This window comes from Spirillospora sp. NPDC046719 (genome assembly GCF_040645715.1).
GTDB lineage: Bacteria > Actinomycetota > Actinomycetes > Streptosporangiales > Streptosporangiaceae > Spirillospora.
The window spans coordinates 13,471-39,811 of sequence record NZ_JBEYYT010000040.1 but is presented as its reverse complement, the minus strand read 5'-3'; the positions used below and the strand labels follow the sequence as shown (position 1 = coordinate 39,811).

29 protein-coding genes are annotated in these 26,341 nt (G+C 73.0%); 12 read left to right on the top strand and 17 right to left on the bottom strand.

The genetic code is table 11. The features are described from left to right. Window positions 1-94: 94 nt before the first annotated feature. Window positions 95-1,117, bottom strand: coding sequence for a class II fructose-bisphosphate aldolase (gene fbaA / locus ABZ914_RS10335; protein ID WP_500192720.1), 1,023 nt, complete (start codon window positions 1,115-1,117; stop codon window positions 95-97). Window positions 1,118-1,305: 188 nt separating this feature from the next. Here fbaA and ABZ914_RS10330 point away from each other — a divergent pair, with 188 nt between their 5' ends. Both ABZ914_RS10330 and ABZ914_RS10325 read left to right on the top strand, forming a co-directional pair. Then, window positions 1,306-2,031, top strand: coding sequence for a DedA family protein (locus ABZ914_RS10330; protein ID WP_500192719.1), 726 nt, complete (start codon window positions 1,306-1,308; stop codon window positions 2,029-2,031). 96 nt (window positions 2,032-2,127) lie between these two features. Beyond that, window positions 2,128-2,505, top strand: coding sequence for a hypothetical protein (locus tag ABZ914_RS10325; protein WP_500192718.1), 378 nt, complete (start codon window positions 2,128-2,130; stop codon window positions 2,503-2,505). On the opposite strand, the gene pyrE is transcribed toward ABZ914_RS10325, so the two are convergent. Next, complete coding sequence (gene pyrE / locus ABZ914_RS10320; RefSeq protein ID WP_500192717.1) at window positions 2,502-3,038, bottom strand: orotate phosphoribosyltransferase; 537 nt, start codon at window positions 3,036-3,038, stop codon at window positions 2,502-2,504. The genes ABZ914_RS10325 and pyrE overlap by 4 nt on opposite strands. 71 nt (window positions 3,039-3,109) lie before the next feature. On the opposite strand from pyrE, the gene ABZ914_RS10315 reads away from it, so the two are divergent. Next, window positions 3,110-3,628, top strand: a complete 519-nt coding sequence (locus ABZ914_RS10315) for a lipase family protein (protein ID WP_433145530.1) — start codon at window positions 3,110-3,112, stop codon at window positions 3,626-3,628. A 16-nt stretch (window positions 3,629-3,644) separates the two neighbouring features. On the opposite strand, the gene ABZ914_RS10310 is transcribed toward ABZ914_RS10315, so the two are convergent. The 9 genes from ABZ914_RS10310 to ABZ914_RS10270 all read right to left on the bottom strand — a co-directional run bounded on the left by ABZ914_RS10310 (window position 3,645) and on the right by ABZ914_RS10270 (window position 15,278). Further along, window positions 3,645-5,231 (bottom strand): MFS transporter, encoded by a 1,587-nt coding sequence (locus ABZ914_RS10310; protein WP_500192716.1) that lies wholly within the window; start codon window positions 5,229-5,231, stop codon window positions 3,645-3,647. Between the two features lie 83 nt (window positions 5,232-5,314). Next, window positions 5,315-6,688: an alpha/beta fold hydrolase gene (locus ABZ914_RS10305; RefSeq protein ID WP_500192715.1), complete on the bottom strand. Its 1,374-nt coding sequence runs from the start codon at window positions 6,686-6,688 to the stop codon at window positions 5,315-5,317. A 122-nt stretch (window positions 6,689-6,810) separates the two neighbouring features. Then, the gene (locus ABZ914_RS10300) at window positions 6,811-7,668 is read right to left on the bottom strand and encodes a PaaX family transcriptional regulator (RefSeq protein WP_500192714.1); all 858 of its coding nucleotides are present in this window, start codon (window positions 7,666-7,668) and stop codon (window positions 6,811-6,813) included. Between the two features lie 52 nt (window positions 7,669-7,720). Continuing rightward, on the bottom strand, window positions 7,721-8,362 hold the full coding sequence (locus ABZ914_RS10295; RefSeq protein WP_433145542.1) for a tetratricopeptide repeat protein: 642 nt from the start codon (window positions 8,360-8,362) through the stop codon (window positions 7,721-7,723). Between the two features lie 92 nt (window positions 8,363-8,454). Beyond that, a complete protein-coding gene (locus ABZ914_RS10290; RefSeq protein ID WP_500192713.1) occupies window positions 8,455-9,885 on the bottom strand; it encodes an NYN domain-containing protein in 1,431 nt (476 codons plus the stop codon). Window positions 9,886-10,127: 242 nt separating this feature from the next. Further along, window positions 10,128-11,594: a sigma-70 family RNA polymerase sigma factor gene (locus ABZ914_RS10285; RefSeq protein WP_500192712.1), complete on the bottom strand. Its 1,467-nt coding sequence runs from the start codon at window positions 11,592-11,594 to the stop codon at window positions 10,128-10,130. Between the two features lie 308 nt (window positions 11,595-11,902). After that, complete coding sequence (locus ABZ914_RS10280; RefSeq protein WP_500192711.1) at window positions 11,903-13,531, bottom strand: alkaline phosphatase D family protein; 1,629 nt, start codon at window positions 13,529-13,531, stop codon at window positions 11,903-11,905. A gap of 96 nt (window positions 13,532-13,627) precedes the next feature. Continuing rightward, window positions 13,628-14,620: an SDR family oxidoreductase gene (locus ABZ914_RS10275; protein ID WP_500192710.1), complete on the bottom strand. Its 993-nt coding sequence runs from the start codon at window positions 14,618-14,620 to the stop codon at window positions 13,628-13,630. A gap of 82 nt (window positions 14,621-14,702) precedes the next feature. After that, the gene (locus ABZ914_RS10270; RefSeq protein ID WP_500192709.1) at window positions 14,703-15,278 is read right to left on the bottom strand and encodes a TetR/AcrR family transcriptional regulator; all 576 of its coding nucleotides are present in this window, start codon (window positions 15,276-15,278) and stop codon (window positions 14,703-14,705) included. Window positions 15,279-15,380: 102 nt separating this feature from the next. On the opposite strand from ABZ914_RS10270, the gene ABZ914_RS10265 reads away from it, so the two are divergent. Continuing rightward, window positions 15,381-16,166, top strand: a complete 786-nt coding sequence (locus ABZ914_RS10265; protein ID WP_500192708.1) for an SDR family NAD(P)-dependent oxidoreductase — start codon at window positions 15,381-15,383, stop codon at window positions 16,164-16,166. Window positions 16,167-16,754: 588 nt separating this feature from the next. Here the strand turns inward: ABZ914_RS10265 and ABZ914_RS10260 are convergent. Further along, window positions 16,755-17,294 (bottom strand): MerR family transcriptional regulator, encoded by a 540-nt coding sequence (locus tag ABZ914_RS10260; RefSeq protein ID WP_500192707.1) that lies wholly within the window; start codon window positions 17,292-17,294, stop codon window positions 16,755-16,757. 48 nt (window positions 17,295-17,342) lie between these two features. Between ABZ914_RS10260 and ABZ914_RS10255 the strand changes: the two genes are divergently transcribed. Next, complete coding sequence (locus ABZ914_RS10255) at window positions 17,343-18,035, top strand: SDR family oxidoreductase (RefSeq protein WP_500192706.1); 693 nt, start codon at window positions 17,343-17,345, stop codon at window positions 18,033-18,035. 204 nt (window positions 18,036-18,239) lie between these two features. Here ABZ914_RS10255 and ABZ914_RS10250 read toward each other — a convergent pair whose 3' ends face one another. Together ABZ914_RS10250 and ABZ914_RS10245 are read right to left on the bottom strand one after the other, a co-directional pair. Further along, window positions 18,240-18,392 (bottom strand): hypothetical protein, encoded by a 153-nt coding sequence (locus ABZ914_RS10250; RefSeq protein WP_500192705.1) that lies wholly within the window; start codon window positions 18,390-18,392, stop codon window positions 18,240-18,242. After that, window positions 18,389-18,832: an ATP-binding protein gene (locus ABZ914_RS10245; RefSeq protein WP_500192704.1), complete on the bottom strand. Its 444-nt coding sequence runs from the start codon at window positions 18,830-18,832 to the stop codon at window positions 18,389-18,391. Before ABZ914_RS10245 ends, ABZ914_RS10250 begins: the two co-directional genes overlap by 4 nt. A gap of 78 nt (window positions 18,833-18,910) precedes the next feature. On the opposite strand from ABZ914_RS10245, the gene ABZ914_RS10240 reads away from it, so the two are divergent. Genes ABZ914_RS10240 through ABZ914_RS10230 form a run of 3 tightly spaced genes read left to right on the top strand, consistent with a single transcriptional unit; the run spans window position 18,911 to window position 20,169 of the window. Then, complete coding sequence (locus tag ABZ914_RS10240) at window positions 18,911-19,723, top strand: helix-turn-helix domain-containing protein (protein WP_500192703.1); 813 nt, start codon at window positions 18,911-18,913, stop codon at window positions 19,721-19,723. After that, on the top strand, window positions 19,720-19,917 hold the full coding sequence (locus ABZ914_RS10235; protein WP_500192702.1) for a DUF397 domain-containing protein: 198 nt from the start codon (window positions 19,720-19,722) through the stop codon (window positions 19,915-19,917). Before ABZ914_RS10240 ends, ABZ914_RS10235 begins: the two co-directional genes overlap by 4 nt. Before the next feature lie 18 nt (window positions 19,918-19,935). Then, entirely contained in the window at window positions 19,936-20,169 is a 234-nt protein-coding gene (locus ABZ914_RS10230) for a DUF397 domain-containing protein (RefSeq protein ID WP_500192701.1), read from the top strand. 12 nt (window positions 20,170-20,181) lie between these two features. On the opposite strand, the gene ABZ914_RS10225 is transcribed toward ABZ914_RS10230, so the two are convergent. Further along, window positions 20,182-20,565 (bottom strand): hypothetical protein, encoded by a 384-nt coding sequence (locus ABZ914_RS10225; RefSeq protein WP_500192700.1) that lies wholly within the window; start codon window positions 20,563-20,565, stop codon window positions 20,182-20,184. A 144-nt stretch (window positions 20,566-20,709) separates the two neighbouring features. On the opposite strand from ABZ914_RS10225, the gene ABZ914_RS10220 reads away from it, so the two are divergent. From ABZ914_RS10220 to ABZ914_RS10205, 4 genes are all read left to right on the top strand, one after another. Then, window positions 20,710-21,150: a VOC family protein gene (locus ABZ914_RS10220; RefSeq protein ID WP_500192699.1), complete on the top strand. Its 441-nt coding sequence runs from the start codon at window positions 20,710-20,712 to the stop codon at window positions 21,148-21,150. A 78-nt stretch (window positions 21,151-21,228) separates the two neighbouring features. Next, window positions 21,229-21,759: a nuclear transport factor 2 family protein gene (locus tag ABZ914_RS10215; protein ID WP_500192698.1), complete on the top strand. Its 531-nt coding sequence runs from the start codon at window positions 21,229-21,231 to the stop codon at window positions 21,757-21,759. Beyond that, the gene (locus ABZ914_RS10210; RefSeq protein ID WP_500192697.1) at window positions 21,756-22,625 is read left to right on the top strand and encodes a TIGR03619 family F420-dependent LLM class oxidoreductase; all 870 of its coding nucleotides are present in this window, start codon (window positions 21,756-21,758) and stop codon (window positions 22,623-22,625) included. The genes ABZ914_RS10215 and ABZ914_RS10210 overlap by 4 nt, the downstream gene beginning before the upstream one ends. A gap of 99 nt (window positions 22,626-22,724) precedes the next feature. Beyond that, window positions 22,725-23,546 (top strand): DUF6923 family protein, encoded by an 822-nt coding sequence (locus ABZ914_RS10205; RefSeq protein WP_500192696.1) that lies wholly within the window; start codon window positions 22,725-22,727, stop codon window positions 23,544-23,546. 60 nt (window positions 23,547-23,606) lie between these two features. On the opposite strand, the gene ABZ914_RS10200 is transcribed toward ABZ914_RS10205, so the two are convergent. Together ABZ914_RS10200 and ABZ914_RS10195 are read right to left on the bottom strand one after the other, a co-directional pair. Beyond that, entirely contained in the window at window positions 23,607-25,289 is a 1,683-nt protein-coding gene (locus ABZ914_RS10200; protein ID WP_500192695.1) for an SEL1-like repeat protein, read from the bottom strand. 69 nt (window positions 25,290-25,358) lie between these two features. Next, a complete protein-coding gene (locus tag ABZ914_RS10195) occupies window positions 25,359-26,297 on the bottom strand; it encodes a GlxA family transcriptional regulator (RefSeq protein ID WP_190850758.1) in 939 nt (312 codons plus the stop codon). Window positions 26,298-26,341: the final 44 nt, after the last annotated feature.

Sequence of the window (26,341 nt, the reverse complement as noted above, 5' to 3'; positions counted from 1 at the left end):
TTTCGCGCGGAGCGCCAGCGGAGCGCGAAACAGCCTGTCGGTCGCAACGGGGGTTCCAGGGGGTCGCCCCCCTGGGAGAAACAGCCCCCCTGGGTCAAGCCAGCTTCTTGCCCGCCGACTGGAGGTTCTCGGCGGCCTCGACGATGCGGGCGGCCATGGCGGCCTCCGCGGCCTTGCCCCACGAGCGCGGGTCGTACTGCTTCTTGTTGCCGACCTCGCCGTCCACCTTCAGGACGCCGTCGTAGTTGCGGAACATGTGGTCGGCGACCGGGCGGGTGAACGCGTACTGGGTGTCGGTGTCGATGTTCATCTTCACGACGCCGTACGACACCGCCTCGCGGATCTCGTCGAGGCTGGAGCCGGAGCCGCCGTGGAACACCAGGTCGAACGGCTTGTCCTTGCCGTACTTGGCGCCGACGGCGTCCTGGATCTCCTTGAGCACCTCGGGACGCAGCTTCACCGAGCCCGGCTTGTACACGCCGTGCACGTTGCCGAACGTCGCGGCCAGGATGTAGCGGCCCTTCTCGCCGACGCCGACGGCCTCGGCGGTCGCGATCGCGTCGCCGGGGGTGGTGTACAGCTTCTCGTTGATCTCGTTGGCGACGCCGTCCTCCTCGCCGCCGACGACGCCGATCTCCATCTCCATGATGATGCGCGCCTTCGCGCACTCCTCCAGGAGCCCGGCGGCGATGTCGAGGTTCTCGTGCAGCTCGACGGCGGAGCCGTCCCACATGTGCGACTGGAACAGCGGCTCCTCGCCGCGCGCGACCCGCTCCTGCGAGATCTTGATCAGCGGACGCATGAAGCCGTCCAGCTTGTCCTTCGGGCAGTGGTCGGTGTGCAGCGCGATGTTCACCGGGTACTTGGCGGCGACGACGCGCGCGTACTCGGCGAGGGCGCTGGCGCCCACGACCATGTCCTTGACGGTGGACCCGGACAGGTACTCGGCGCCCCCGGTGGAGACCTGCACGATGCCGTCGCTCTCCGCCTCCGCGAAGCCGCGCAGCGCCGCGTTCAGCGTCTGGCTCGACGTCACGTTGATGGCGGGGAAGGCGAAGCCGTCGCGCTTGGCCTTGTCGAGCATCTCCGCGTAGACCTCGGGCGTTGCGATGGGCATTGTCAGCGTCCTTTCATACGCAGGGTGCCGCCGGGCATCCGGCCGGGCGGTAGCACCACGAACGACCGTCTACCCAGGTGAGCGGCCCGGGTCACACGGTCTCCGGTCTGGCATGCCGTCCGCCCTCAGTATCCCGTCGGGGTGCGCGTTCCGCCTAATCGCGAGGTGCTGAAAGGTACGCTCGCGGTGTGGATCTCACGACGATTCCCCTCGACATCACCGAGTGGCTGCATCCGACCGCCTGGCTGCAGCTGTTCGGGACGTTCGCGACGATCGGCGTGCTCGCCATCATCTTCGCGGAGACCGGACTGCTGATCGGCTGCATCCTGCCGGGCGACTCGCTGCTGTTCACGGCGGGGATCCTCACGGCGGTCTCGACCGTCAACGGCCAGGAGTTCCAGTCGCTGTCGCTGCCCTGGCTGCTGGTGGGCGGCCCGGTCGCGGCGATCGCGGGCGCCCAGCTCGGGCACTTCCTCGGCGCCCGCTACGGCCGCCGCCTGTTCGACAGGCCCGACTCCAGGCTGTTCCGGCGGGAGTGGGTCGACAAGGCGGAGTACTACTTCAACCGGTTCGGGCCGGCCCGCGCGGTGCTGCTGGCCCGGTTCATCCCGATCGTCCGGACGTTCCTGAACCCGCTGGCGGGGATGCTGGGCATGGACGCCCGCAAGTTCTTCCTCTGGAACGTGATCGGCGGCGTGGTCTGGACGGACGCGCTGTTCCTGCTCGGCCACTTCCTCGGTTCCGAGGTCCCGGACGTCGAGAAGTACATCCTGCCGGGGGTCGCGGTGATCCTCGTCCTGTCGGTCATCCCGATCGTCCGGGAGGTCATGAAGGGGCGTGGCGGTGGCAACGGTCCGAATAAGAATGACCGTGAAGAGTCACGTCCGTCGCTCAGGAGTGACAGTTATCGCTAACCTCCCCATGTGGGACGTCATCGGTCGGACCCTATAGGTCTCGCACGCATCGTGATCGCGGCCATCGCCGTGGTCTTCGCCTTAGCGCTTCTTGTGGTGGGCGGCATCGCACTGGTGAACGCGGTGGCCGGCTCACCGGACAAGGAGAGCCCCTCGGCGGCCCCGGCCTCCCCGAGCGGCCAGAGCACGTCCTCTCCCGACGCGTCCCCCACCGTGCAGACCCCCGCGGCGAGCGTCCCACTGCTGATCCGCGTCACCGGCCAGCCGACCACGGTGATCGTCCGCGTCCCCGACACCGGGCGGGTGCTGACCCAGGGCGTCCACGACACCGGGGAGGTCCTCCAGTTCAAGGAGAACACCCTGGACGTCGTCGCGACGAACGGCGGATCGCTCCAGGTCAGCATCTACGGCAAGCTCCAGGCGGCGAAGCCGCAGGGGGTGCGCGCCACCTGGTACGTGCGCCCGAAGGCCTAGGACAGGCCGAGGTCGTCGACGGCGTAGGGGTGCCGGTAGGTCAGGCCCTCCTCGGCGATGCGGGCGGCGGCGCCGCGCTCCAGGATCGTCGCGACGGCGACGACCTCGGCGCCGGCCTCGCGGAGCGCCTCGACGGCGGTGAGGACGGATCCGCCGGTGGTGGAGGTGTCCTCGACGGCGAGGACGCGGCGTCCGGCGACGTCCGGGCCCTCGATGCGGCGCTGCAGGCCGTGCGCCTTGCCGGCCTTGCGGACGACGAACGCGTCGAGGTGGCGGCCGCGCGCGGCGGCGGCGTGCAGCATCGCGGTGGCGACCGGGTCGGCGCCGAGGGTGAGGCCGCCGACGGCGTCGTAGTCCAGGTCGGCGGTCTCGTCCAGCATCACCCGCCCGACGAGGGGCGCGACGGCGCCGTCCAGGGTGACCCGGCGCAGGTCGACGTACCAGGACGCCTTCTTGCCCGAGGACAGCGTGAAGTCCCCGTGCACGACGGCCTTGTCCTTGATCTCTCGCAGCAGCTCATCACGATCGCTCACAGGAGGAACCCTATTCATCCCGCGCCGGGCCGCCGCAGCCGCACTGTACGGTTGCGGCGGGAAGGGGGCTCATGACGCCGGGTTCCGTGGTGCTGCTGCACGCGCCGGGCGCCGCCGCGGCGTCCTGGGGCGACATGCCGGAGATGCTGCGCTCGTACGGGATGGACGTGATCGCTCCGGACGTGCCGGACGGTGAGGGGGCCCGCTACGTCGCCCGCGTCTCGCTGATCGTCTCGGCGGCGGGGCCGTCGGTGCCGCTGGTCCTGGCGGCGCACGGCGCGGCGGGGCCGCTGGTGCCCGCGATCGCGCTGGCGCAGCGCGCGGCGCACCGTCCGGTGGGCGGGTACGTGTTCGTGGACGCCGATCTGCCGCGCCCGCCGGGTGCCGCGCATGACCACGCGTCGCTGCCGGGGCCGCCGGACTGGCCCGAGGCGCCCTGCGGCTATCTGCGCACCCACGCCGACCGGGCCGCCTTCCCGGACCGGGACGGGACGGTCAGGGAGGCCCGGCTGCGCGGCTGGGCCGTCGTCGAGCACGAGCCTCCCGCCGCCGCGGCCCAGGCGCTCAGCGAGCTGATCACCACGCTCTAGGCCGCGGCGGGCGCCGTCAGGGCGCCTCGGGGGCGTCCGCCTCGACCGCGGAGCGGTCGGCGCCGCGCAGCGTCAGCAGGGTGAGCAGCGCGGACGCGAGGGCGGCGGCTCCGCAGACGACGAAGCCGATGGAGTAGCCGTGGCCCACGGCCTCCAGGGCCATGGAGTGGACGGGCTTGAGCGGCGGCGCGGCGGCGGACGCGCTGTTGATGCCGAGCGGTCCGCCTTCGTGCAGCACCTCCATCGCGGCGTGCTTCAGGCCGGCGGGCAGCGGCGAGGCGTCGAGCTTGTCGGTGAATCCGGAGCCGGCGCGGCTGAGGGCGACCGCGCCGATGACGGCGGGGCCGAGGGTGAAGCCGAAGTCGCGCAGCAGGTTGGTGGTGGCGCTGGCCATGCCCTCCAGGTGGTGGGGGACGGTGTTGACGGCGGTCGCGGTGATCGAGGAGACCGTGACGGCGAAGCCGATGCCGACCAGGCCGAGCGGCAGGATCAGTGAGGTCATGGCCCGGTCGCTGATGGGGAGGGTGGCGGTCCAGAAGTCGCCGGCGGCGATGAGGATGAGCCCGCCGCCGGTGAGCAGGCCGGGCGCGACGCGGTGCAGGAGCCGCTCGGTGACCGGCAGCAGCACGAGCGCGAGGCCGTTGAGCAGCAGGAACGCCATGGCGGTGTGCATGGGCTTCTGGTCCTGCGCGGGGCCGAGCCGGATGCTGACCGAGTAGGCGGTGCCGAGGAAGCTGAACATGCCGACGACGGCGACGATCGAGGCGACCGCGAAGGACCGGTTGGCGAACAGGTCGAGGCGCAGCAGCGGGGAGCGGACGCGCAGCTCGGCGGCGACGAACGCGGCGAGGAACAGGGCGGCCAGCACGAACCCGGTGACGACGGGCGCGGAGCCCCAGCCGTCCTCGGGGCCCTGGATGATCGCGAAGAGCAGCGCGAACAGGCCGAGGCCGATGGTGATCTGCCCGGCCGGGTCGAGGGAGCGGCCCTCGGGGGCGCGGGAGTCGCGGGCCAGCAGGGTGCTGACGGCCGCGCTGATCACCGCGAGGACGGTGACGACGATGAACGACCAGCGCCACGACCCGTAGGTGGCGGTGATGCCGCCGAGCAGCGGGGCGAGGAAGCCGCCGGTGGACAGGCACGCGGCCCACAGGGCGATGACACGCGCGCGCTGGGTGCCGCCGCTGGTCCCGGCGGCGAGCATGGCCAGCGAGGTGGGGAACAGCGCGGCGGCGCCGAGGCCGGCGAGCGCCTGGCCGACCCACAGCTGGTGGACGCCGGAGCTGGTGGTGCTGACCAGTTCGCCGACCGCCATGAGCGCGGCGCCGCCGATGAGCAGCCGCTTGCGGCCGAACAGGTCGCCGAGCACGCCGAACGTCAGTTCCAGGACGGCGACGGGCAGCAGGAACGCGTCGGAGATCCAGGTGAGCTGGGAGCCGACGGGGTGCAGGTCCTTCTGGAAGAGGCCGTTGAGGGTGGCCGGGATCGCGATGCCGATCTGCGCGAGGCAGACCGCGACGCAGCCGGCGATCAGCGTGCCGCGCGCGAGGGACGCGCCGGACGCGGGCGTGGAGCGGGACGGGGTCTCCGCGGTGGTGGACACGTGGACTCCTGACGAGACGGGGTGGGGTCGGTCGCCGGCGTGGGGCCGGCGGCTCGGGTCAGCGGCGGGGTCGGCGGCGGGGGTCAGCGGCGCGCGCCGACGAGGGTGCCGGGGCGGTAGGCGGTGAAAGCGGCGCCGTCGAGGCCGAGAGCGAGGGCGCTGCGCTGGAGTTGCGCGGCGCCGGTGCCGCTCCAGTGCCCGGTGGTGACCCGGTGCTGGACGGCGTGGACGGCCGCGACGGTCTCGGCGGTGGTGAAGTTGCAGTGGCTCTGCCGGGCGACGTACGCCTGGCGCAGCAGCGCGGAGCGGCCGGCGGCCCGGACCCGTCCGGCGAACGCGTTCTCCTGCTCGACGGGGACGAGCTGGTCGGACGTGGTGTGCACGTCCAGCAGCGGGACGGCGAGGCCCTGGCCCGCGGTGGAGGTGCGGCGCAGGGCCTGGACGGCGGCGGGGTCGGCGGTGACGGCGGCGCCCTTGGTGAGGCGGGCGAGGTCGCTCCCGAGGTCCAGCCCGGCCGTCCGGTACAGGGCGCGGACCTGCGCGGCGTGCGAGGAGCGCCGCAGCAGCGCGGTGTAGTCGACGCCCTTGTTCCAGGAGGTGTTGCCTCCGGCGGCCAGTTCGACCTGGTAGCGCGCGGTGGTCAGGAAGGACAGCAGGCCCTGCGCGAACCAGGCGTACTGCTGCTCCTCCTGGCCCGCGTAGTCGTTCCGGGCGGGCGGCTGCTGGTCGGGGGCCCAGTCGGCGAGGTTGAGGTAGGCGGAGGCGAGGGCGATCCGGGCGCGTCCCTGCGGTGTGGCCTGCGCCTTGGTGACGGCGTCGGTGAGCTGCGCGCCGAGCGCCGCGGACTCGGCGGCGTCGGAGAAGCCGACGAGCCGGGTCCCGCTTCCGGGGCCGAGGAGCGCGGCGATCGCGTACTCGGCGTCGAGCTGGTAATTGTCCAGGTCGACGCCGCCCGCGACGAGGCCGCAGAGGCCGAGCGCGCCGTCGACGCGGCCGGCGCCGTCCCGCGCGATCTGCGCGTTGATCAGGCCGCCCATGGACTGGCCGACCGAGATGACGTGCCGGGGCCGTCCGGCGGCGCCGCGGAACGCGTCGATCGTGGCGAACTGGTCGCGTTCGGCCGAGGCGAGCGCCCACATCGAGCCGTTCGGGTCGTAGGACGAGCCCGCCAGCGCGTAGCCCTCGGCCAGCAGCGCGGTCCGGGCGCCGGGGCTCGGCGCGTCCTGCGCGACGAGGGGTCCGAAGCCGTGGCTGAACAGCAGCAGCGTGCCGTTCCAGCGGGCGGGGACTTCGGCGGTCCAGGCGGCTCCGTCGGCGAGCTTCCCGGAGTAGGCGGTCGTCGACGCGGCCGTGGCCGGGACGGACGCGGACGCGGCGGGGACGGCGGGGGCGAGGGCGAGGAGGGCGCCGGCGGCGGCGAGCCCTCCGAGGCGGCGGGCGTGGCGGGGCAGGGACATGAGCGGCTCCTGATCGGGAGCGTGCCGGAAGGTCGCCGCGAATGTACGGCTGATTCTTGACGGCTGTCAATATTGTGACGAATATCAGGGCATGCGCCGTCGCACGCCGATGATCAGGGGTTTCAGCCGAGGGGGAGGGTGTCCAGGATCCGGGCCGCCTCCGCCGCGGCCGGCCGCTCCCACCGCCCGGCGAGGTCGCGGAAGACCGCCTCCGCACGCATCGCGGGCCAGCCCTCCGGCAGGTGCTCCGCCGGCAGGTGCGGGTCGCGGCGCACCAGCTCCAGCCAGTCGCTGTGCAGGACGAGCTGCCGCGCGAGGTCGTCGGGCAGCCCGGCCGCGGCGTGCGGGCAGTCCGCGGCGCCCGTCCCCTCACCGCCGCCCGCGGTGTCCCAGCGGTCGAGGAACGCCTGGTAGCGGGCGGCCATCGCGGGCACGTCGAACGCCTGCTCCAGCACGTCCCGCACCTCGGTCGGCGGCAGCACGCTCCCGCCGAAGACGCGGATGTGGGCCTCCAGCCCGAGCCCGGCCACCGCCGCCGCGACGTCGACGGCGCCCGGCGCCACCCATAGCCCGTTCTGCAGCGGCCCGAACCCCGCCCAGATCAGCCGGGACCGCAGGTCGTGCCGCTCACGCCGCCAGTCCTCCGGCAGCGAGAACCCGACCAGCGTCCACCGGCCGTCCCAGTTCCGGTTCACCACGCCCGCGCGCCAGATCCGCTCCCGGCCGTCCTCCAGCACCTCGGCGGCGTGCGCGGACAGTGCGAAGTACATCTTGCGGCCCTGCCGGTGCCGCTCCAGCAGCCCGCGCTTGACCATCCGGTTCAGCGACGTCCGGACCGCGTGCTCGCCGAGCCCCACCCGGCCGAGCACCTCGATGACGCTGCCCGCCGACACCGCGACGGGACGCCCGAGCACATGCGCCCCGAAGAACGTGAGCATCAGCGGGCGCGTGCGCGCCTCGGCGGCGGCGGAGTTGGGCATCCCCACAGCGTAAGGGGATCCGGCCTCCGGGCCCGCCCCGCTCGCGGCCCGCTCAGTTCTTGAGGAGGTCGTCCAGGAGCGCGTCGTAGTCGTCCTCGCTGCGGCCGAGGTCGATGCGCGCGCGGTAGCGCAGCCGCAGCAGCGCCTCCAGGCTGTCCTCGGCGAGCGCGACGTCGTCGGGGCCCGGGGTGAACGACTCCTCGCCGGAGACCGGCGGCTCGTCGGGACCGCCGACGCCGGTGCCGACGGCGCGGTCGCGCAGGGCGAGCACCACGTCGGCGCCGCTGGTGGCCCAGTCGTGGGCGCCGGACGCGTCGCCCTGGGCGTACAGCACCTCGGCGACCGTGCGGTACACCTCGGGATCGCGCGGCTTGTCGGCGCGGATCTCGTCGACGAGCGTGCGCGCCTCGTCGGCCCTGCCCAGCTCGAACAGCGCGTCGGCCAGGTAGGCGCGCGGGTCGCCGTACACCTCGCCGCCGTCCTCCATGGCCTTGCGGTACAGCTCGGCGGCCTTGCCGTGGTCGCCGGCGTGCTGCCACTGCTCCCCGGCACGCAGCAGTACGTTGGCCCGCGACACCCCGCCCGTCACCGACTCGGCCAGCTCGGACAGCCGCTCGGCCGCCGAGATGTGATCGCCGGTGCGCAGGGTGTCGAACTCCAGGTCGTCGAGATCGTCTTCCGTCACATGCGTCACGCTTCAACGCTACCCGCCGGCGGCCGGCCGAAGCGGGCGAATCACTGATGATCGTGCATTACCCGCCCGTATGTGTCCGGGGCGTACCGCCGTCACCTGCGGGAACGTTCGAGGGCGTCCCAGAATCCGCGGCGCAGCGCGTGCCGGACCTCGTCGTGGAGCAGGAAGTCGATGGGCAGCGAGGAGCCCTGCAGCAGCCGTGCCTCCAGGTCGGAGGGCATGCGCGGCTTGCGGGCGAGGACGGCCTCCAGCCACAGCGCGGGCGCGTCCCGCGCGACGGACTCGCCGAAGTCCTGGCCCTCCTGGTGCGCGGCCTTCACGGCGTCCGCGAGGCTCGGGGTGTTCTGCTGCGCGGGGACGGGCGCGATCTGCTGCGGCCCGGTGTAGGGGCCGTGCGGCCGGCTCGACGGCAGCGGCGACGACCCGGACGACTGGGGCGGCAGCGTCTGCGGTGGGGGCGGCGGCGAGGGGGACGGCACCGGCGACGACGAGGTGTACTGCGGGCCGCCGAGCGGCGGCGGGCTGGACGCCGGTGCCGGGGCGGGCGCGGACGAGCCCGTCGTGGACGGGGCCTGGAGCGGCGAGGACGGCAGCGGCAGCCCGCCGGAGTTGAGCGAGGACGACGAGCCCAGCGAGGACGACGAGCCGAGGCCGCCGCTTCCCGGGAGGGGCAGCGGCCCGGTGGGGACGCCGGTCCCGCCGCTGCCGCCGAGGCCGGGCGGCCTCGAGGAGCCGAGGCCGGAGGACCCGGACGAGCCGAGGCCGGACGATCCCGAGGAGCCGAGGCCCGAGGCGGAGGGGCTCAGCGGCGGCTGCCCGCCGATCGGGGACGACGGCGGCGGCCCGTTGTGCGCGGTGGTCTGGAGCGGGCCGAGCGGCGCGCCGGCGCCGCCGGGGCCGTGGCCGTTGGAGCCGTGCCCGTTGGACAGCGGGCCCGCGCCGAGCGCGGCGATGCCCGAGGAGCCGGACCCGGACCCGGTGTCGACGCCGCTGAGCAGGTTGACGTAGGGGCGCAGGTGGCCGGCGCCGATCTCGATGAGGTCGTCGCACTCCTGGCGCAGCACCCGGGAGATCGTCCAGTTGCCGTCGACGGCGACGTGCACGACGGTGACGCGCATGCCGAAGTCCTGGGCGTCGGAGACGACCTGGGCGAGGTCCTCGTCGCCGCTGACGACGACGGCGTCGGCGAGGGCGCCGTTGCGGGCGAGGGTCATCAGGTCGCGGTGGATCTCGCCGTCGACGCCCTCGCGGCGGCCGGGGCGGATGCGGCCGAGGCGGAGCTTGAGGCCGGGCAGGTCGGCGAGCGCGTCGTGCTCGGGGGCGCGGCGGCCCTCGACGGTGGCCTCGTACCAGTAGCAGCGCAGCAGCGGCATGCCGGTGCGTTCGCGCGCGAGGTTGCTCAGCAGCTGCAGGAGCCCGCCGAAGTCCCACGAGACGGTCTCGCGATGGCGGGTGCCGTGCACCGCCATGGCGCCGTCGGCCAGCAGGTAGCCGGCGTCTACGAACAGCGCGCAGCGATCCATGCGACACCGCCCTTCCTCTACACGGGAGCTCACAGGCCGGCGTAGTGACCTCGGGCGCCTATAGCGTAGTGAAGCCCGTCAGCCCCGTAGGCCAATACGGCGATTCGCACTCTTTCATGGCATACCGCCGGTTCGCGACTCCCCAGTAACAGCAAACTGGGAACCGCGGCGGACGCTACCAGCCGTTGCCGTCCCGCCCCGCCCTTCCCCATGATCTTTACGGGAAGGAGCAGGACGCCGGTTCAGCCGTAGGGTCCCCGCGACCGTGTCTTCAACCGGCCATGGAACCGGCTCTGGAAGCGGCCCTGAAACCGGCTCTTGATCCGGCCGTGGAATCGGCCTTGGAACCGGCCGTTCGCGAGGGTGGGCGCCATGACCTGCCGCGGGATCCCCGCAGGTGGGCCCGCGCCGACGTCGACGCGCACCCCGCCGCCCGCCCTGACGTGCCCGGCGCCCGCGACCCGGACGTCCACCAGGGCGCCGTGGCCGCCCGTCCCGACGGTGACGCGGACGAACAGGCCGCGCGGATGCCGGGGCACGGGCCGTGGCAGCGGCGGGCGCACGTGCGGGCGCGGTTTCGGCGGGCTGCTCGCCGGCGGCGCCGCGACGTGCGGTCTCGGGTGTGGAGCGGCCCGGTGAGCTGCGGGCTCCACAACGAGCGGGCGGTGGTGGCGCGGGGCGGGGTGGTGCGGTGCCGGCCGGGGCGGGGCGGGACGCGGCGCGGGCGGCCGCGGGGCCGGCGGCTTCGGCGCGGCCTGCGCGGTGGCGGGCGGGTCCTGCGCGGGCCTGATCGGCTGCTTGTCGGACACGAGCATCATCGCGGCCGCCACCGCGGCCGCCACCGCCATCGCGCCGCCGCCCGCGAGCGCCTGCTGCTGCCGTTTCGGCAGGTGCCTCAGCCAGGTGAACATGCCGCCCTTGGACGCCAGGGCCACGCCGGACGCGGTGCCGAGGATCAGCGGACCCAGCCCCTCGCGCAGCGCCGTGTTGAGCGCGGCGAGCTCGGCGTGCAGCCCCTTGCAGCGGACGCAGCCGTCCAGGTGCCGCTGGATCCGGCGGCTCTCGCGCCCGGCGAGCGCGCCCCGGACGAACGAGCCGAGCTTCTCCAGTACCGGGCGGCAGTCGCGGCGCACCTCCCCGAGGCCCGCGACGTGCATCTGGAGGTAGGCCTGCCGGAGGCCCTCGCGGGCGCGGTAGGCGAGCGCCGCGGCGCCGTTGGCGGTGAGGCCGAGCAGCGGCGCGATCTCGGCCGGCCTGGCGCCCTCGACCTCGGTGTGCCAGAGCACCTCCTGCCAGCGGTCGGGCAGCGACCGGTACGCCTGGACGATCATCGAGCGCTCCAGCTCGGCGAGGGCCGGGTCCTCGAAGGGGACGCCCTGGTCGAACTCCTCGATCCGGTCGGTGCGGTGCACCCGCCGGTCGGCGCGCCGCCGGGCGTACACCGAGCGGCGCACGGCGGTGAGCAGGTACGGGCGGAAGCCGGTGTCGGGCCCGGCGCCGCGCCGCAGCACGCCGAGGACCTTGGCGAACGCGTCCTGCACGGCGTCCTCGGCGGCGGCCGGGTCGGACCCGCGGGTCAGGTGCCGGGCGAGGCCGCGCGCCGCCGCGACGTGCCGCTCGTACAGCGTCGCGTACGCCGAGACGTCGCCGTCGCGGACCCGCGAGATGAGCGCCGCGTCCCCGGTCCCGGTGGTGGCGGGCTCCTCCACGTGGCCTCCCTCATGGACGCGCCGTCCTTGGCGGGCTCTTCGCCACCCCGATGCTAGCTCGTTGTGACGCCTTGACCACACATTGTCGCCCAGGTCGGCGCGCGCCATGTTCGATTTCCCGGGAATGGCGTCATGACGGGGGTGCTCGCGCGTTGGAGGGGCGTGGACGGTTCCCCAGGCCGTCCGCCCGGGGTGCGCCCGTTCCGGCGAGGGGGCTGAACGGGTGCGCCCCGCTCCGTCGGTATGGCCTGGTCAGGGCGGGGCCGGGCCGGGCAGGGCCGGTCAGCGGACGAGGTCGATGGGCGGGGTCAGCGGGCGATGGCGGCGCGGCCCAGCTCGGTGAGGGCGGTCTCGGTGCGGGGCGTCTCCCACCGGACGGTGCATCGCCGGCCGGTCAGCTCGACCGTGGCGATGGCGTTGTCGAACCAGGGCCCTTCGGTCATCCGCCACCGCAGCGGCGGCGCGGGCACCTTCGCGAGCTTGGCGAGCGCCCGGAACGCCCCGCTCACGCCGCGCGCGGCCGCGATGCGGTTGGCCCGGCGGATGGTGCCGTTCAGCGGGTTGCGCAGCGGCGAGCAGATGATCTGGGTGATCTCCGACGCGGTGTCCGGGGCGGTCACCCGGGACAGGCACGAGTAGTGGATGTCACCGGAGAGAAAGGAGATGCTGGCCGGGGCGGGACCTCGTTCTCCCTTACCGACCGCGATCACGTCCTGCGCCACCTCGCGGAAGGAGCGCTCGAACGCCGCCCAGTGCTCCAGGTCGGCGGCCTGCCGGACCTTCTCCCCGAGGGCGGCGGCGCGCGGCCCCCACGCGCCGCCCGCGACGGCCTCGTTCCACGACTCGGCGTGGTGGATGGTGCGCGGCAGCAGGTAGGGCAGCGAGCTGGCGATGAGCAGGTGGTCCATGCCGCCCTGGCACTGCTCGTCGAGCCAGCGGAACTCCTCGTCGTCGAGCATCCCGCGGCGGTCGGAGGTCAGCAGCCGGGAGCAGCGGCTGTCGACGACGACCAGCCGGGTGCCGCCCCAGTCGTGCGCGTAGCTCCACCGCATCGTCTCGGGCCGCTTGTCGGCGCGCTCCGCGAACTCGTCGAGGACCCGGCCCGCGTCGCCGCCGTCCTCGGACGCGGCGCGCACCGCCGCGAGGACGGGGTCGGACGCCCGGTCCTCCGGCGACATGTTCCCGAGGTGCTGGTAGATCCAGTAGGAGCCGATCCCGCCGGTGATCCGGGCCCGCCACCACGGCTGCGCCCACATCTGCTCGCGCCACGCGTACGAGGTGTTCCAGTCGTCCCGGATGTCGTGGTCGTCGAAGATCGTGAAGGTGGGGACGGTCGACAGCAGCCACCGGACGGCCGGGTCGTCGTGCCAGGCCAGCTTGTACAGGTGGGTGTAGTCCTCGAAGTCGGCGGCCTCGTCGACGGGCGGCTCGTCCGCGGCGCGCCGGCCCCGGATGAACTCCTTCATCTCGTCGCTCAGCTCGTCGGCGTAGACCTGGTCGCCGACCATCAGCAGGACGTCGGGCCAGGTCGTGTCGTCGCCGCCGGCCTTGAGGCGGTGCGCGAACGCGGCGAGCGCGTCGTGCCCGAACTCTTCCGGGGTGCCGGGGGAGCGGCGGCACGACCCGAACGAGATGCGCAGCGTCCCCTCCGGGTCGAGGGTCCGGATCTGGCTGGGCGGGTCGTCGGAGCCGGGCTCCGGCCAGACCGTCTCGCCGTCGATGACCACTTCGTAGGGGACGCGGGCGCCGGGTTCGAGGCCGTCGACCTCCACGACCGCGTAGTGGTGGCCGTGCGCGGTGAACGTGCGGGAGCCCGCGTCGACCCCGTGGTCGGCGGCGACCACGCGGACCTCGCACGGGCGGTCGGTCTCCACCCAGATCGTCGCGGTGCGGGCGCTCACGTGGCGGAGGTGGGGGCCGAGTGCCAAAGCGGTCATAGAAGGTCTCTCTAGCGGAACCCGGCGCTTCGCGTCCACCCGTTGCGCTCAGTGCCCCTTGCGCTCAGTGCTCCTGCCCCTGAGTGCCCCTGCTCCTCAGTGACCGCCGTTGTCGAGGAACGCGGCTTCGGTTTCCGGGGCGAGCCCTACGGCGGGACGGTCCGGACGCTGCGGCGCCTGCCCGCCCACGGATCGCAGCCAGTTCCAGGTGTCCTCGACGGTCTCCTCTATGGGACGGCAGCGCAGGCCCGTGGCGAGCGCCTTGGTGACGTTCCCCTGGTGCATCGTGTCGTGGTCTTCACCTGGCGGCAGCCAGATGGGGAGCTGCGTCCACGGTTCGATGCCGGCCTTGAGGATCGCCTCTGGGGAGGTCCACACGAACTCCGCGTCAGAGCCCGTCGTGCGGGCGCATGCGGCGAGGAGTTCGCCCATCGTGGTGTGGCCTGGCGGGCTCACCAGGTTGTAGGGGCCGCCTAGGCGCTGCTCTATGGCGTCCAGGGTCCAGGCGGCCAGGTCGCGGACGTCGATGTACTGGAGCGGCAGGTCGCGCGGGCCCGGTGCCAGGACGCGTCCCGCGCGCGCGACGCGGTTGAGCCACCACGGCAGGCGTCCGATGTTCTCGTGGGGGCCGAGTATCAGGCCCGCGCGCACGAGCAGGGCGCTGTCGCCGAACGCGTCGATCGCGGCCAGTTCACCGCCGCGCTTGTCCTCCGCATAGGCGACCTGACCGTCGTCCTTGGAGCCCTCTACAACGGCTGCGCTCTCGTCCATCCCGGCGCCCGTCGGGTACGCGTAGACGGACCTGCTGGAGATGTAGACGTACCGGCCGACGCGCCCTTTCAGGAGCCGGGCCGCGTCGCGGACGACGGACGGCGCGGCCGACCAGGTGTCGATGACCGCGTCCCACTCCCCGGTGGCGAGCGGTGCGAGGCCGTCCTCCGTGGTCCGGTCGCCGTGCAGGGCCGTCACGCCGTCCGGCGGTTCGTGGCGGCCCCGGTGGAAGACCGTCACGTCCCAGCCGCGCGCCAGCGCCGCGTCGGTCATGGCGCGCCCGACGAACTCGGTACCGCCCAGCATCAGGAGTCTCATGACGCGAACTGTACGGTCCGTACGCTACGTACGGAAGCGGTGCACGCTCCCGGCGGAATCCCGCGCCCGCGCCCGCGCGTGATCACATGCCGCGCTCGGGATGCGTGGCGAAGCCCCGCAGCAGCGTGTCCACGACCTGCGTCGCCAAGGCGGCCGGGTCCTTGGCGTCGCCACCCGTGCTCACCTCGTGGATCAGCGCGTAGTAGACGCGCCGCGCCCACGCCAGGTCGGCGTCCGCGCGCAGCGCGCCCGCCTCCTGTGCCCGCCGGAAGAGCCGGTCGCACCTGGCCAGGACGTCGGCGTGCACCCGCACGACCTCGGGATCCGGCGAGGCCGAGGCCCGGGTCATCCCGAACCCCCACCCGATCTTGACTTCCAGGACGTTCGCGGTGACCTGGTACAGCGCCACCAGCGGCGGCGCGCCCTCCAGCGGCACCGCGTCCACGGCCTCCGCGAACCGCCTGGTGGCCCAGGCGGCGAGCGCGTCGACCAGCGCGTCCCGCGTCGCGAACCGCCGGTGCACGGTCGTGCGGGCGACCCCGGCCGCCTCGGCGATCTGCTCCATCGTGGCCGCCGGATCGGCGGACAGGACCCGCTCGGCCGCCTCCAGGATCGTCCGGACGGTCCGCTCCGCGTCCGCGCGCAATGCTCTGCTCACCCCGAAACAGTACATCAACGTCCCGAGTAGCGAGCTACTTGCAACATCTGCGTTGCATCTACTAGCTTTAGCGCGTCATCAGCGATGCATGAAGGAGTTCTCGTGGACCTGCGACTGAACGGCAAGACCGCCGTGGTGACCGGTGCGAGCAAGGGCATCGGCCTCGCCACCGTCGAGGCGCTGACCGCCGAGGGCATGCGCGTCGTCGCGGCCTCCCGCACCGTCACGCCCGCCCTGAAGGAGACCGGCGCGATCACCGTCGCCGCCGACCTGTCCGCCCCCGACGCCCCGGCCCGCCTGATCGAGACCGCGATCGCCGAGCTCGGCGGCGTCGACGTCCTCGTCAACAACGTCGGCGGCGGGGACGGCGGCGGCGCGGCCGGCGGCTTCCTGACCTTCGACGACGCCGCCTGGCAGGGCATGTACGAGCTGAACCTCTTCGCCGCCGTCCGCACCGCCCGCGCCGCGATGCCGAGCCTGCTGGAGCGCTCGGGCGCGATCATCAACGTCTCCTCGAACGGTGCCCGGACACCGCACGTCGGGCCCATCCCCTACACGACCGCGAAGGCGGCGCTGACCGCGTTCGGCAAGGCCCTCGCCGCGGAGTTCGGGCCGCGCGGCGTCCGCGTCAACACGGTGTCGCCCGGCGCCACCCGCACTGCCATGTGGGAGTCCCCCGACGGCTACGGCGCCGAGCTGGCCGCGACCCTCGGCGTGGACCAGGAGCAGCTCATCGGCATGCTCCCGGACCGGATCGGCATGGTCACCGGACGGCTCGTCGAGCCCGCCGAGGTCGCCGCGCTCATCGCCTACCTCGCGTCCCCGGTCGCCGGGAGCACCACCGGCACCGACCACCTGATCGACGGAGGCGCGGTCAAAACCGCCTGAGGAGGGATAACGTCGAAGTGTGGGCTTCGACATCGTCCGCGACCTGCCGCCGGCACTCCACGACAGGGCCGCCGCCTGGACCTTCATCAGGGAGTTCGCCGCAGGCTGGGGCCTGCCGTTCGGCAGGGAGGACGGCACGCCGGAGGCGGAACTGGCGGAGGCCGAGGAACGGCTCGGCCTCCGGCTGCCCGCCGCCGTCCGCGAGGCGTACGGGCTGCTCGGACGCCGGCCCGACCTGCACAGCAACCTCGACACCCTGCTGAGCCCCGGCGAGCTGGCCGTCGAGCACGGCGCCCTGGTCTTCCGCGAGGAGAACCAGGGCGCGGCGCTCTGGGGCGTCATGCTCGACGACCTCGGCCGCGACGACCCGCCCGTCCACGTCCGGCAGGACCTGGCCGACAAGTACGCCGAGCTGTGGGAGCCGTGGACGGACCGGTTCTCGCCCGCCGTCCTGGAGATCGTCCTGACCGAGTCGACGCAGGGCCCCGAGGAGCTGTGCGACGCCCGCGACCTCGCCCCCGGCGAGGACGACGAGCTCGCCCGCCGCTTCGCCCTCGTCCCGTTCCCGTCGGAGAGCGGCCAGAACTTCTATACCGCTCCGGGCGTGCTGCTGTCCGACGGCGGCGGCGACTGGCTCTCCGTCCGCGCCGGCGACCCCGACACCCTCGACCGGTTCCGCGCCGCCTTCCCGGGCGACTGGGTCAACGCCTGAACTCGTCCCGCGTCCCCGGCGAGGTGCGAACCCGTCCACAGCGGGTCGTCGCCGCCCGCCGCGAGATGCTCCTCGTACATCGCGACCTTGCGCGAGACGAGGTCGAGGCAGCCGTGCAGCTCCGCGATCCGGGCGGTGACGCGTTCCCGGTGGTCACGCAGGAGGGAGAGCCGCGCCTCCACGGTCGCCGTGCCCTCCCGCACCAGCTCCGCGTACTCGCGGATCATCGGCAGCGGCATCCCGGACGCCCGCAGCCGCGTGCACAGGTACAGCCACTCCAGCTCCGCCTCGCCGTAGACGCGCTGCCCGCCGACGCGCCGCACGGGCATCGCGAACAGCCCTTCCTTCTCGTAGAAGCGCAGGGTGTGGACGCTGAGACCGGTGCGCTCGGCGACCTGTCCGATGGTGAGGGGCATGCCCATGAGCTTGCCCTAGAGCCGGCTCTAGCACCTACCGTCCCGCCCATGACCGTCACCTTGATCACCGGTGGCTCCGGCGGCATCGGCGCGGCCGCCGCCCGCCTGCTGCTGGAGCGCGGCCACCGCGTCGCCGTCACCGGCCGCGACCGCGACCGCCTCGACCGCTTCGCGAAGAGCTGCGGCGACCCCGCCGACCTGCTGCCCCTCACCGCCGACGCCGCCGACCCCGAGGCCGTGCACGCCGCGGTGGACGCCACCGTCGCCCGGTTCGGGCGGCTGGACGCCGCCGTCGCCAACGCCGGAACCGCGGCGTCCGACAGCGTCGTCGACGGCGACCCCGCCCGCTGGCGGGACATGGTGCTGACCAACGTCCTCGGACCCGCCCTGCTCATCCGCGCCTCCGCCGGCGCGCTGAAGGCCACGCGCGGGCGGATCGTCCTCGTCGGCAGCGTCGCCGGTCTCGTCCACGCCCCCGGGTCCCTCTACGGCGCGACGAAATGGGCCCTGACCGGCCTCGCCGAGAACACCCGCCGCGCCGTCACCGGCGACGGCGTCGGCGTCACCCTGATCGCGCCGGGCCGCGTCGAGACCGCTTTCTGGGACGCGCTGGGCGGCGTCCCCGACGGCCCCATGCTCACCGCCCGGCAGGTGGCCGAATCCATCGCCTGGGCCGTCGCGCAGCCGCCCGGCGTGGACGTCAACACCGTCACCATCCGCCCCCTCGGCCAACCGGTCTGACCAGGCCGGCGGGCTCGTCGAGCCACGCCCGCCGGCCGTCCCGCGCCACCGCGAGCCCGAAGCGCTCCACCGCACCCACTGGAAGCAGGCGGCCTCCGCCTCGTCCCGCAACCGCCGCACACCGGTCTGCCGCAGTCGTCCGCGATGTCGCCGCGAGCCGCTCGGCCAGCGCGTCGATGCGCGCGGCCGCGTCCGGAACGTCCATCACTTCCCCCGCTTCCCGCCGCCCTTGCCGGGATCCGCCGGCGGCCTCGGCGCGAACACCGCGCCGAGCAGGATCCCGAGCACCAGCGACACCGTCATGGCGCCGCCGATGATCAATGCCATCGATTCGAGGTAGTCCTGCGACGGGGTCATGCCGCCCCGCCCAGCTCGACCCGCACGATTTTTCCCTTTCCCGGTCTTTTCTCCACTGTCCATCCCCCGGAGAGACAGGCCACCAAGGGCAGCCCCCGCCCTCCGAGGTCCCCGAGCGCCGGATGGCGCATCTCCGGAAGCTCATCACTTCCGTCCCACACCTCAATAACCGGACAACTCCCGGAAAGGCGGCAAACAACCTTTATCGTGAGGTCGCCGCCGGCCCGCTCGGACGCCGTGATCGCGTTGGTGACCAGCTCGGACACGACCAGCCGTGCCATGTAGTCGTCGCCCAGCTCCCAATGCGCCCACGCCACCGAGACGAGCTGCCGCGCCTCCCGCGCCGCCTCCGGAATCGGTTTGAGGTAGCACTCGAAAGCGTCCGCCAAGCCGTCCACTTCCCGATCACCGCCTTTTCTGCGAATCTTTCCGAGTTCCACTCCAAGGGTGAATGCCCCGGGCTACGTTGGCCATGGATCTGGTCAACCAGAGACAAGATCAAATCCGGAGGGAGTGCGATGACGCGCCGAGAAGAGCTCGACCCGACGTCCTCGCTGTGGGACTTGTTCGCCGTCTACCTGCACGTTCTCCGGGCGAAGCACGGCCTGTCCTGCGCCGCCGTCGGCCGCGAGGTGAGCGCCGCGCGGCAGACTGTCTCTCACTGGGAGTCCGGCCTGCTCCGGCCCGACGAAGATCAGATCCGCGGCCTGGACGCCCTGTACGGGACGGGCGGCCTACTGGAATGGATCGCCTTCCACGCCGAGATCGTCCACGACGCCCGCTGGCAGACACGCCACATGCAGGACGATGCGCGAGCGTCAGTGATCCGCGCGTACGAGCGGTCGTTTGTCCCCGGCCTGTTCCAGACGCCTGAGTACGCCCGGACCCTGTTCACGCTTGAGGGGACGGTGGAGGATGTGGAGCGGGCCGTCGCGAAGCGCATGGCTCGGCAGGAACGCCTGTTCTCGGCGGACCCGCCACATCTATCCATGCTGCTCGATGAGGACGTGATAGATCGGGTCGTCGGTGGTCCAGAGGTGATGTCCGCGCAACTGGAGCGTCTCTTGGAGCTTTCCGAGATGCACCACGTCATCCTGCAGGTCGTCCCTCGTAGCCAGGGCTTCCACCATGGGCTGGTCGGGCCCATGAAGCTGATGACCGTAGGCCGCAAGTTGATTGGGTTCACCGAGGCGCCTCTGGGAGGAAAGCTGATGCAGAGTCCCAAAGAGGTCCACGAACTTGCGCTGCGACTCGACCGCATCGCTGCCGATGCCTTGAACCGAGCCCAGACAAGGGACGTCATCCGACGAGCATTGGAGTCGCTGACATGACCGCTCAGTGGCACAAGTCCAGTTACAGCAACGGAACCCATGAGGGGAGCAACTGCGTCGAGGTGGCTGCGCTGGTGGGCGGGGTCGGGGTGCGCGACAGCAAGGATTCGGATGGCGGGCACCTCACCGTCGACCACGCGTCCTTCGCCGCGCTCCTCGTCTGGGCCAAGGCGGGCGCCCTCGACCTCCGGTAAGCCGACTCGGCCCTGGGGATGGGACGTCATCCGACGAGCATTGGAGTCGTTGACATGACCGGTCAATGGCGGAAGTCCACGCGCAGCAACGGAACGCATGAGGGGAGCAACTGCGTCGAGGTGGCCGCGTTGGGGGGCGGGGTCGGGGTACGGGACAGCAAGGACCCGGACGGCGGGCACGTTACCGTCGATCGCGCGTCCTTCGCCGCTCTTCTCGCTCGGGTCCGGAGTGGCGCTCTCGACCTGGCGTAGTCCCCTCCGGGGCTAGTGGCACCACAGCTTGATGGCCTTGACCGCCCGCTCGGTCTCGGCCACGGAGATGTCCCTGGAGCCGGAAGAGAGCTCTGCCCTCGCGAACTCGATGAGCGATGACCCGTAGGTGGGGCCGCCCAGGATGCCCTTGCAGATCCGGTCGGCGTGCTCCATGGCCAGTTCCTTGTCGTGGCCCAGACCGGGGTTGAGTTGCGCGGCGATGGCCAGATAGGGCGCCTTCTGCTCCGCCGTCGGCTTCGGCACGCGCACGCTGGTCGCCGATCTGGTCGTCTGAACGGCCGCTGGAACGGGGCCGTCGTCGCTTTCGCCGCTACAGCCGGCGGAGAGCAACGCCATCACCACAGCCGCGCCGATGCGGCCTCCTCTTGCAACCATGGGCCAGTACCTTAGGGGGCTGCGAGCGGCCAAGGGCGCGAAGAACATGGTCGATGACGCGGATTCGTTGCACTCCGCCGACACCGAGACGCGGGGCTCGCGGGTTCCTTGCTTGGGGTGTGGGGTGGGCGCATGCTCTTGGGCATGTCTGAGGTGCCCTCTCGTTTGTCCGCCGTGACGCTCGGCGCTCGGGACATGGCCGAGTTGCGCCGGTTCTATCGTGATCTGGGATGGGAGGAACTTCCGTCCAGCGACGACAATTGGGCGGGCTTCCTGCTCGGCGGCGTGCTGCTCACCCTGTATCCCGCAGATCTTCTGGCGGCGGAGGCGGCGGGCGGTGCTCCGGCCCCTGCCGGGTGGTCGGGGATCACGCTCATCTGCAATGTGGACGAACGTGAGCAGGTGGATCCCGCGTTCGCGGCGGCGGTGGCGGCGGGCGCCACGTCGGTGGAGGAGCCGGTGGACCGCTCGTGGGGCGGCCGCTCGGCGTACTTCGCCGACCCGGAGGGCAACCGCTGGGAGATCGCCTGGGCGCCGGGCCTGCGCCTCGACGCCCGCGGCGCCGTGACCGGCCTCGGCGGCTGAGCGCCCGCCGCGAGGCCCCGTCCCGGAGAGCGGGACCGTGGGGTGGGACGGGAGGCGGGGCGCGCAGACTCGGGCGCTATGGGTGCGCAGCGGAGCGAGTGGGCCGATCGGCAGGAGATCCATGACGTGGTCCTGCGGTACTGCCGCGGGATCGACCGGTTGGACTTCGGGCTCGTCCGGTCGGCCTACCATCCGGACGCCGTCGACCATCACACCGGCTTCGACGGGTCCGTGGAGGAGTACCTCGCCTGGGTCGAGCCGAAGCTGCGCGCCCGGCGCGGCGGGACGATGCACATCGTCGCGAACCACCTGGTCGAGCTGCTCGGCGACACCGCGATAAGCGAGACGTACGGGACGTCGGTCCACTGGGGCGAGCCGTCCGGCGACGCGCGGGCGAACTTCACCAGCGGCGTGCGGTTCGTCGACCACATGGCGTGGCGGGACGGCCGGTGGGCGATCGCCGAGCGGTGGGCCGTCCGGGAGTGGACGAGGTCCGACGCGGGACGGCTGATGCCGAAGGAGGCCGCGGGCCCGTCGGGCACCAGGGACGGCGACGACCCCCTCGTCCGGCTCCAGCGGAGCCTGCGCGGGACGGAGGCGGGCGCGTGAAGGCGGGGATCAGCTCGCCGATCGTGGCGCTGGCGGGGCGGCGCCCGGCGTGGGAGGCCGCGGCCGGGACGGCCGAGCTCGTCCGGGTGGCGCAGGCCGCCGACCGGCTGGGGTACGCGTTCATGACCTGCCCGGACCACGTGGCCGTCCCGCCGGGGCTGCCGCGCGGGGAACGCTTCTACGATCCGCTGGCGACGTTCTCGTTCCTGGCGGGGCTGACCACCCGGCTGCGGTTCCTGCCGTACGTGCTGGTGCTGCCCTTCTACCATCCGCTGGAGATCGCCAAGCGGTACGGGACGCTCGACCACCTCAGCGGCGGGCGGCTGGTCCTGGGGCTGGGGGTCGGGAACCTGAAGGAGGAGTTCGACCTGCTCGGCGCCCCCTTCGAGGACCGTGGGCCGCGCGCCGACGACGCTCTCGCGGCGCTGCGGGCGGCGCTGTCCGGACGGACGGTGTCGTACGAGGGGCCGTACTACGCGTTCCGGGACATGGTGATCGACCCGCACGCCGTGCAGGAGCGGGTGCCGCTGTGGATCGGCGGGCACAGCGAGCGGGCCCTGCGCCGCGCGGTCACGCTCGGGGACGGCTGGGCGCCCGCGCCGCAGTCGTTCCGCGGGCCGACGCCGGAGCTGATGCGGGAGATGCTCGACCGGCACGACCCGCCCGAGGGCTTCGACGTCGTCTTCACGCCTGGCGAGCGGCTCGACGCCGTCAACGATCCCGGCCGGGCCCGGGAGGTGATCGCCACGGCGGAGGAGGCGGGCGCGACGCAGATCAACCTGACGGTGCGGCACGAGTCCCTCGCGCATTACCTGGAGCAGCTGGAGGCGTTCGCCGAGGCGGCCGGGCTCGACCGCGAGGCGTGAGCGGGCGGGCGCCGGAGCCTATTGGACATGGGGTCTCCCGGAGGCGGCGGAACTGTCCGATGATCTGTCCGGCGCATCCCTCGGAGAGCGGAGTCCCCCATGCGACGGCGCATCGCCTGCACCCTGGCCCTCGCCGGACTGGCCCTCGCCGCCACCCCGGCCGCTTCGGCGGCGGAGACGTGGCAGCAGACCTCCCGGCAGACCTACTACCTCACCGACGCCCTGCAGCGGTCGCAGGGCATCGCGACCGACGGCACCACCTGGTACTTCTCGTGGAAGCTGGGGCTCAGCCGGGTCACCCTGGACGGCCGGACGGTGCTGGCGAACAACCCTCTCGCCATCCCCGCGCAGCTCTCCGCGCAAGGCGCGAACCACATCGGCGACATCGACTACTACAACGGCAAGATCTACGCGCCGATCGAGGACGGCAGCGACTACCGGCACCCCTACATCGCGCTCTATGACGCCACCACGCTGACGTACACCGGCACCGCGTACGCGCTGCCGCTCAGCGTGCAGCCGGACGGTGCGCCCTGGGTCGCCGTGGACGCGGCGCGCGGCTACGTCTACTCGTCCGCCTACAACCCGACGCCCGCGCTGAACGTCTACAGCCTCGCGGACCTGCATCTGGTCAAGACCGTCCCGCTCAGCACGACGATCGGCAGCGTCCAGGGCGCGAAGATCTACCAGGGCGACCTGTACGCGTCCTCGAACAACGACGCCAAGTCCATCTACCGGATCAATCCCGACACCGGCCAGGTCACCGATGTCTTCGACCGCGCGTCGTCGTTGCCCTCCGGCTCGGAGACCGAGGGCCTGGCGTTCCTCCCGACCTCCGACGGCGCGCAGATGCACGCTCTGGACGCCGTCTCCGGGCGGCTCGCGACGTACCTCTACAACTACCGCCAGACCACGTCCTGACCGCCCCGGCCCCCGCCGCCTTCCCGTTGCCGGGGGACGGCGGCGGGGTCGCCGGGTTCGTCAGCCGGCCGCGAGCGCCTCTTCGGCGGCCTTCAGCTCCTCCTCGGGGTCCATCATGCGGGAGAGCATGTCGAGGTCGTCGGAGTCGTAGCGCGACCTGACGTCCTCCCACCAACTCGCGGCGGCGATGCTCAGCAGGTCGACGGCCTCATCGTGGCGTCCGGTCCGGTTCAGGACGAGGCCGTAGTAGCCCGCCGTCTCGGTGCCGAACGCCTCGTCCGATCCCTCTTCCCAGGCCCTGCGCAGGTACGGCTCGGCTTCCTCGTACTTGCCGCGCTGGGCGAGGGCCTTGCCCGCCATCATCGCGTACAGCGCGCTGCCGCCGTCGGCCGCGCGGACGTACCACCTCTCGGCCTCCTGGTAGTCGCGGTGGTAGTCGGACAGCCAGGCCATGGCGTTGCAGGCGCCGCGGTCACCGGCCTCCGCCGCGACCCGCGTCCAGTGGTCGCGGCGGACGGGATCGCCCAGGGTCCGGTAGAGCTCCCGGAGATCGGCGGCGGCCGCCGCGTCGCCGGCCAGCGCCGCGGGTTCGTACCAGCGGACCGTCGAGCGCTCCGCCGCGTCGCACCACTCGTAGAGCATCCTCCCGTACGCGTACGACGCCTGCACGTCCCCGGCCTCGGCGCGTTCGCGCAGGTCGGGCAGCCGGCGCAGATCCTGGTCGGGCGGTACCTCGTCCTCGTCGCGGAGTTCGGCGAGGAGGGCGAGGCGCTCGGCGACGGCCTCGTCCTCGGGATCGAGGCCGCCGAGCCGTGCCTCGGCCTCGTCGAGGCGGCGTTGCAGCAGGTACATCCTGGTGAGCCTCAGCCCCGCGGCGTTGTGTCCCGCGTCGGCGGCGAGGGCGTACCAGTGCTCGGCCTCGGCGAGGTCGCCGCGCTCCTCGTGGAACACGCCCAGGACGTAGGACGCGCCGGTGTACCCCGCCGCGTGGGAGCGCAGGAGCAGGTCGCGGGCCTCGGCCCAGCGGTCGCCGGCGCACTGCCGCTCGAGGAAGATCGCGTGTTCCACGAGCGCCCGCGGGCTGAGCGCCCCGGCCCTGCGGAGGTACTCCTCGGCCTCGGTCGCCAGCCCGGGGTAGTCCTTGAACTCGCGGTCCATGCCGTCGAGCGGCGCCAGGGCCTCCACGGCGGCGTCGCCGTCCCCGGTCTCCTCCGCCGCGTCGAGGGCGGCGGCGATCCCGTCGAACGTCTCGCGGACGCCCTCGAAGAGCTGCACCCACCGGAAGACCGCGATGTCCCCGATCCCGGCGTCCTTCATCAGGAACGCGGCCGCCTCCGCCGGCTTCCCCTCGGCCGCGAGGAGCCTGCCCAGCTCGATCTTGCAGTCGAGGCGGCCCATGTCCCAGCCCTCCCGGAACCACCGGGCCGCCTCCGGGTCGCCGTTCTCCTTCAGCAGGACGGCCAGGCCGTAGGCGCAGCCGGAGTGGCGGTCGGCGGCGAGCCGGTAGAGCCGCTCGGCCTCCGCGCGGTCGCCGCGGATCTTGCGGTAGCGGGCGAGGGTGTACGCGGAGAAGGCGTCGCCCGCCTCCACCGCCCGCTCCCAGTAGGGGATCCCCTCGTCGACGCGGCGGCCGAACACGAAGAAGTCGGTGTGCGCGCGGGCGGCCTTCGCGTCGCCCGCGAGGGCCGCGGCGACGAGGCCCTCGCCGCGCGCCTCGATGGTCCGGGTCTCGTCCTGATCCATGTCCAAGATCGTGTCATTGGTCCGGGGGTGCGGCGTTCCGTTCCGGAGAGTGCCGAGCGCTGCGGGCGGTCAGCTGAAGGCGCGGCGGTAGGAATGGGGGCTGACGCCGGTCGTCTTCTTGAAGCGGTCGCGGAACGCGGTGGGCGAGCCGAACCCGACCTGCGCGGCGATGCGCTCGACCGGGTGGTCCGTGGTCTCCAGCAGGTGCTGCGCCCGGCGGACGCGGGCGCGGTGCAGCCACTGCAGCGGCGTCGTGCCGGTCTGCTCGCGGAACCGGCGGATCAGGGTGCGGGTGCTGGTCCCGGCGCGGGCGGCGATGTCGGCGAGCGACAGGTCGCGGGCCAGGTTGTCCTCGAGCCAGCCGAGCAGCGGTTCGAGGGCGGAGCCGCGCGGCGTGGGCAGGTGGTCGTGCACGATGAACTGCGCCTGCCCGCCCTCGCGTTCGAGGGGCATGACCGACAGGCGGGCCGCGTCGGCGGCGACCGCGGAGCCGTAGTCGCGGCGGATCAGGTGCAGGCACAGGTCCAGGCCGGCGGCGGCGCCGGCGGACGTGAGGATCCGCCCGTTGTCGACGTAGAGGACGTCCGGGTCGACGTCGATCTCCGGGTGGGCGGCGGCGAGCCGGTCCGCGGCCAGCCAGTGCGTGGTCGCGCGCAGCCCGTCGAGGAGCCCGGTGGCCGCGAGGGGGAACGTCCCCGAGCAGATGGACGCGATGCGCGTGCCGCCTTCCGCCGCCGCCCGGAGCGCGTCCCGCACGGCAGGGGACAGCGGGTCCAGCGGGGTCGCGGTGCCGGGGACGATGACGGTGTCCGCCCCTCGGAGCCCGTCCAGTCCCCAGGGCGCGCGGAGGGTGAAGGCGCCCGCGTCGATCTCCGGCCGCTCGGCGCACACCCGGATCTGGTAGCCGGGACGGCCGTCCGGGAGCCGGGTGCGGGTGAACACCTCGATCGGCGTGGCCAGGTCGAACGGGATCACCCGGTCCAGCGCGAGGACGGCGACGGTGTGCATGGCGAGAACCTACCTCCACGCCGGGCGGAATGACATGGCGGGCA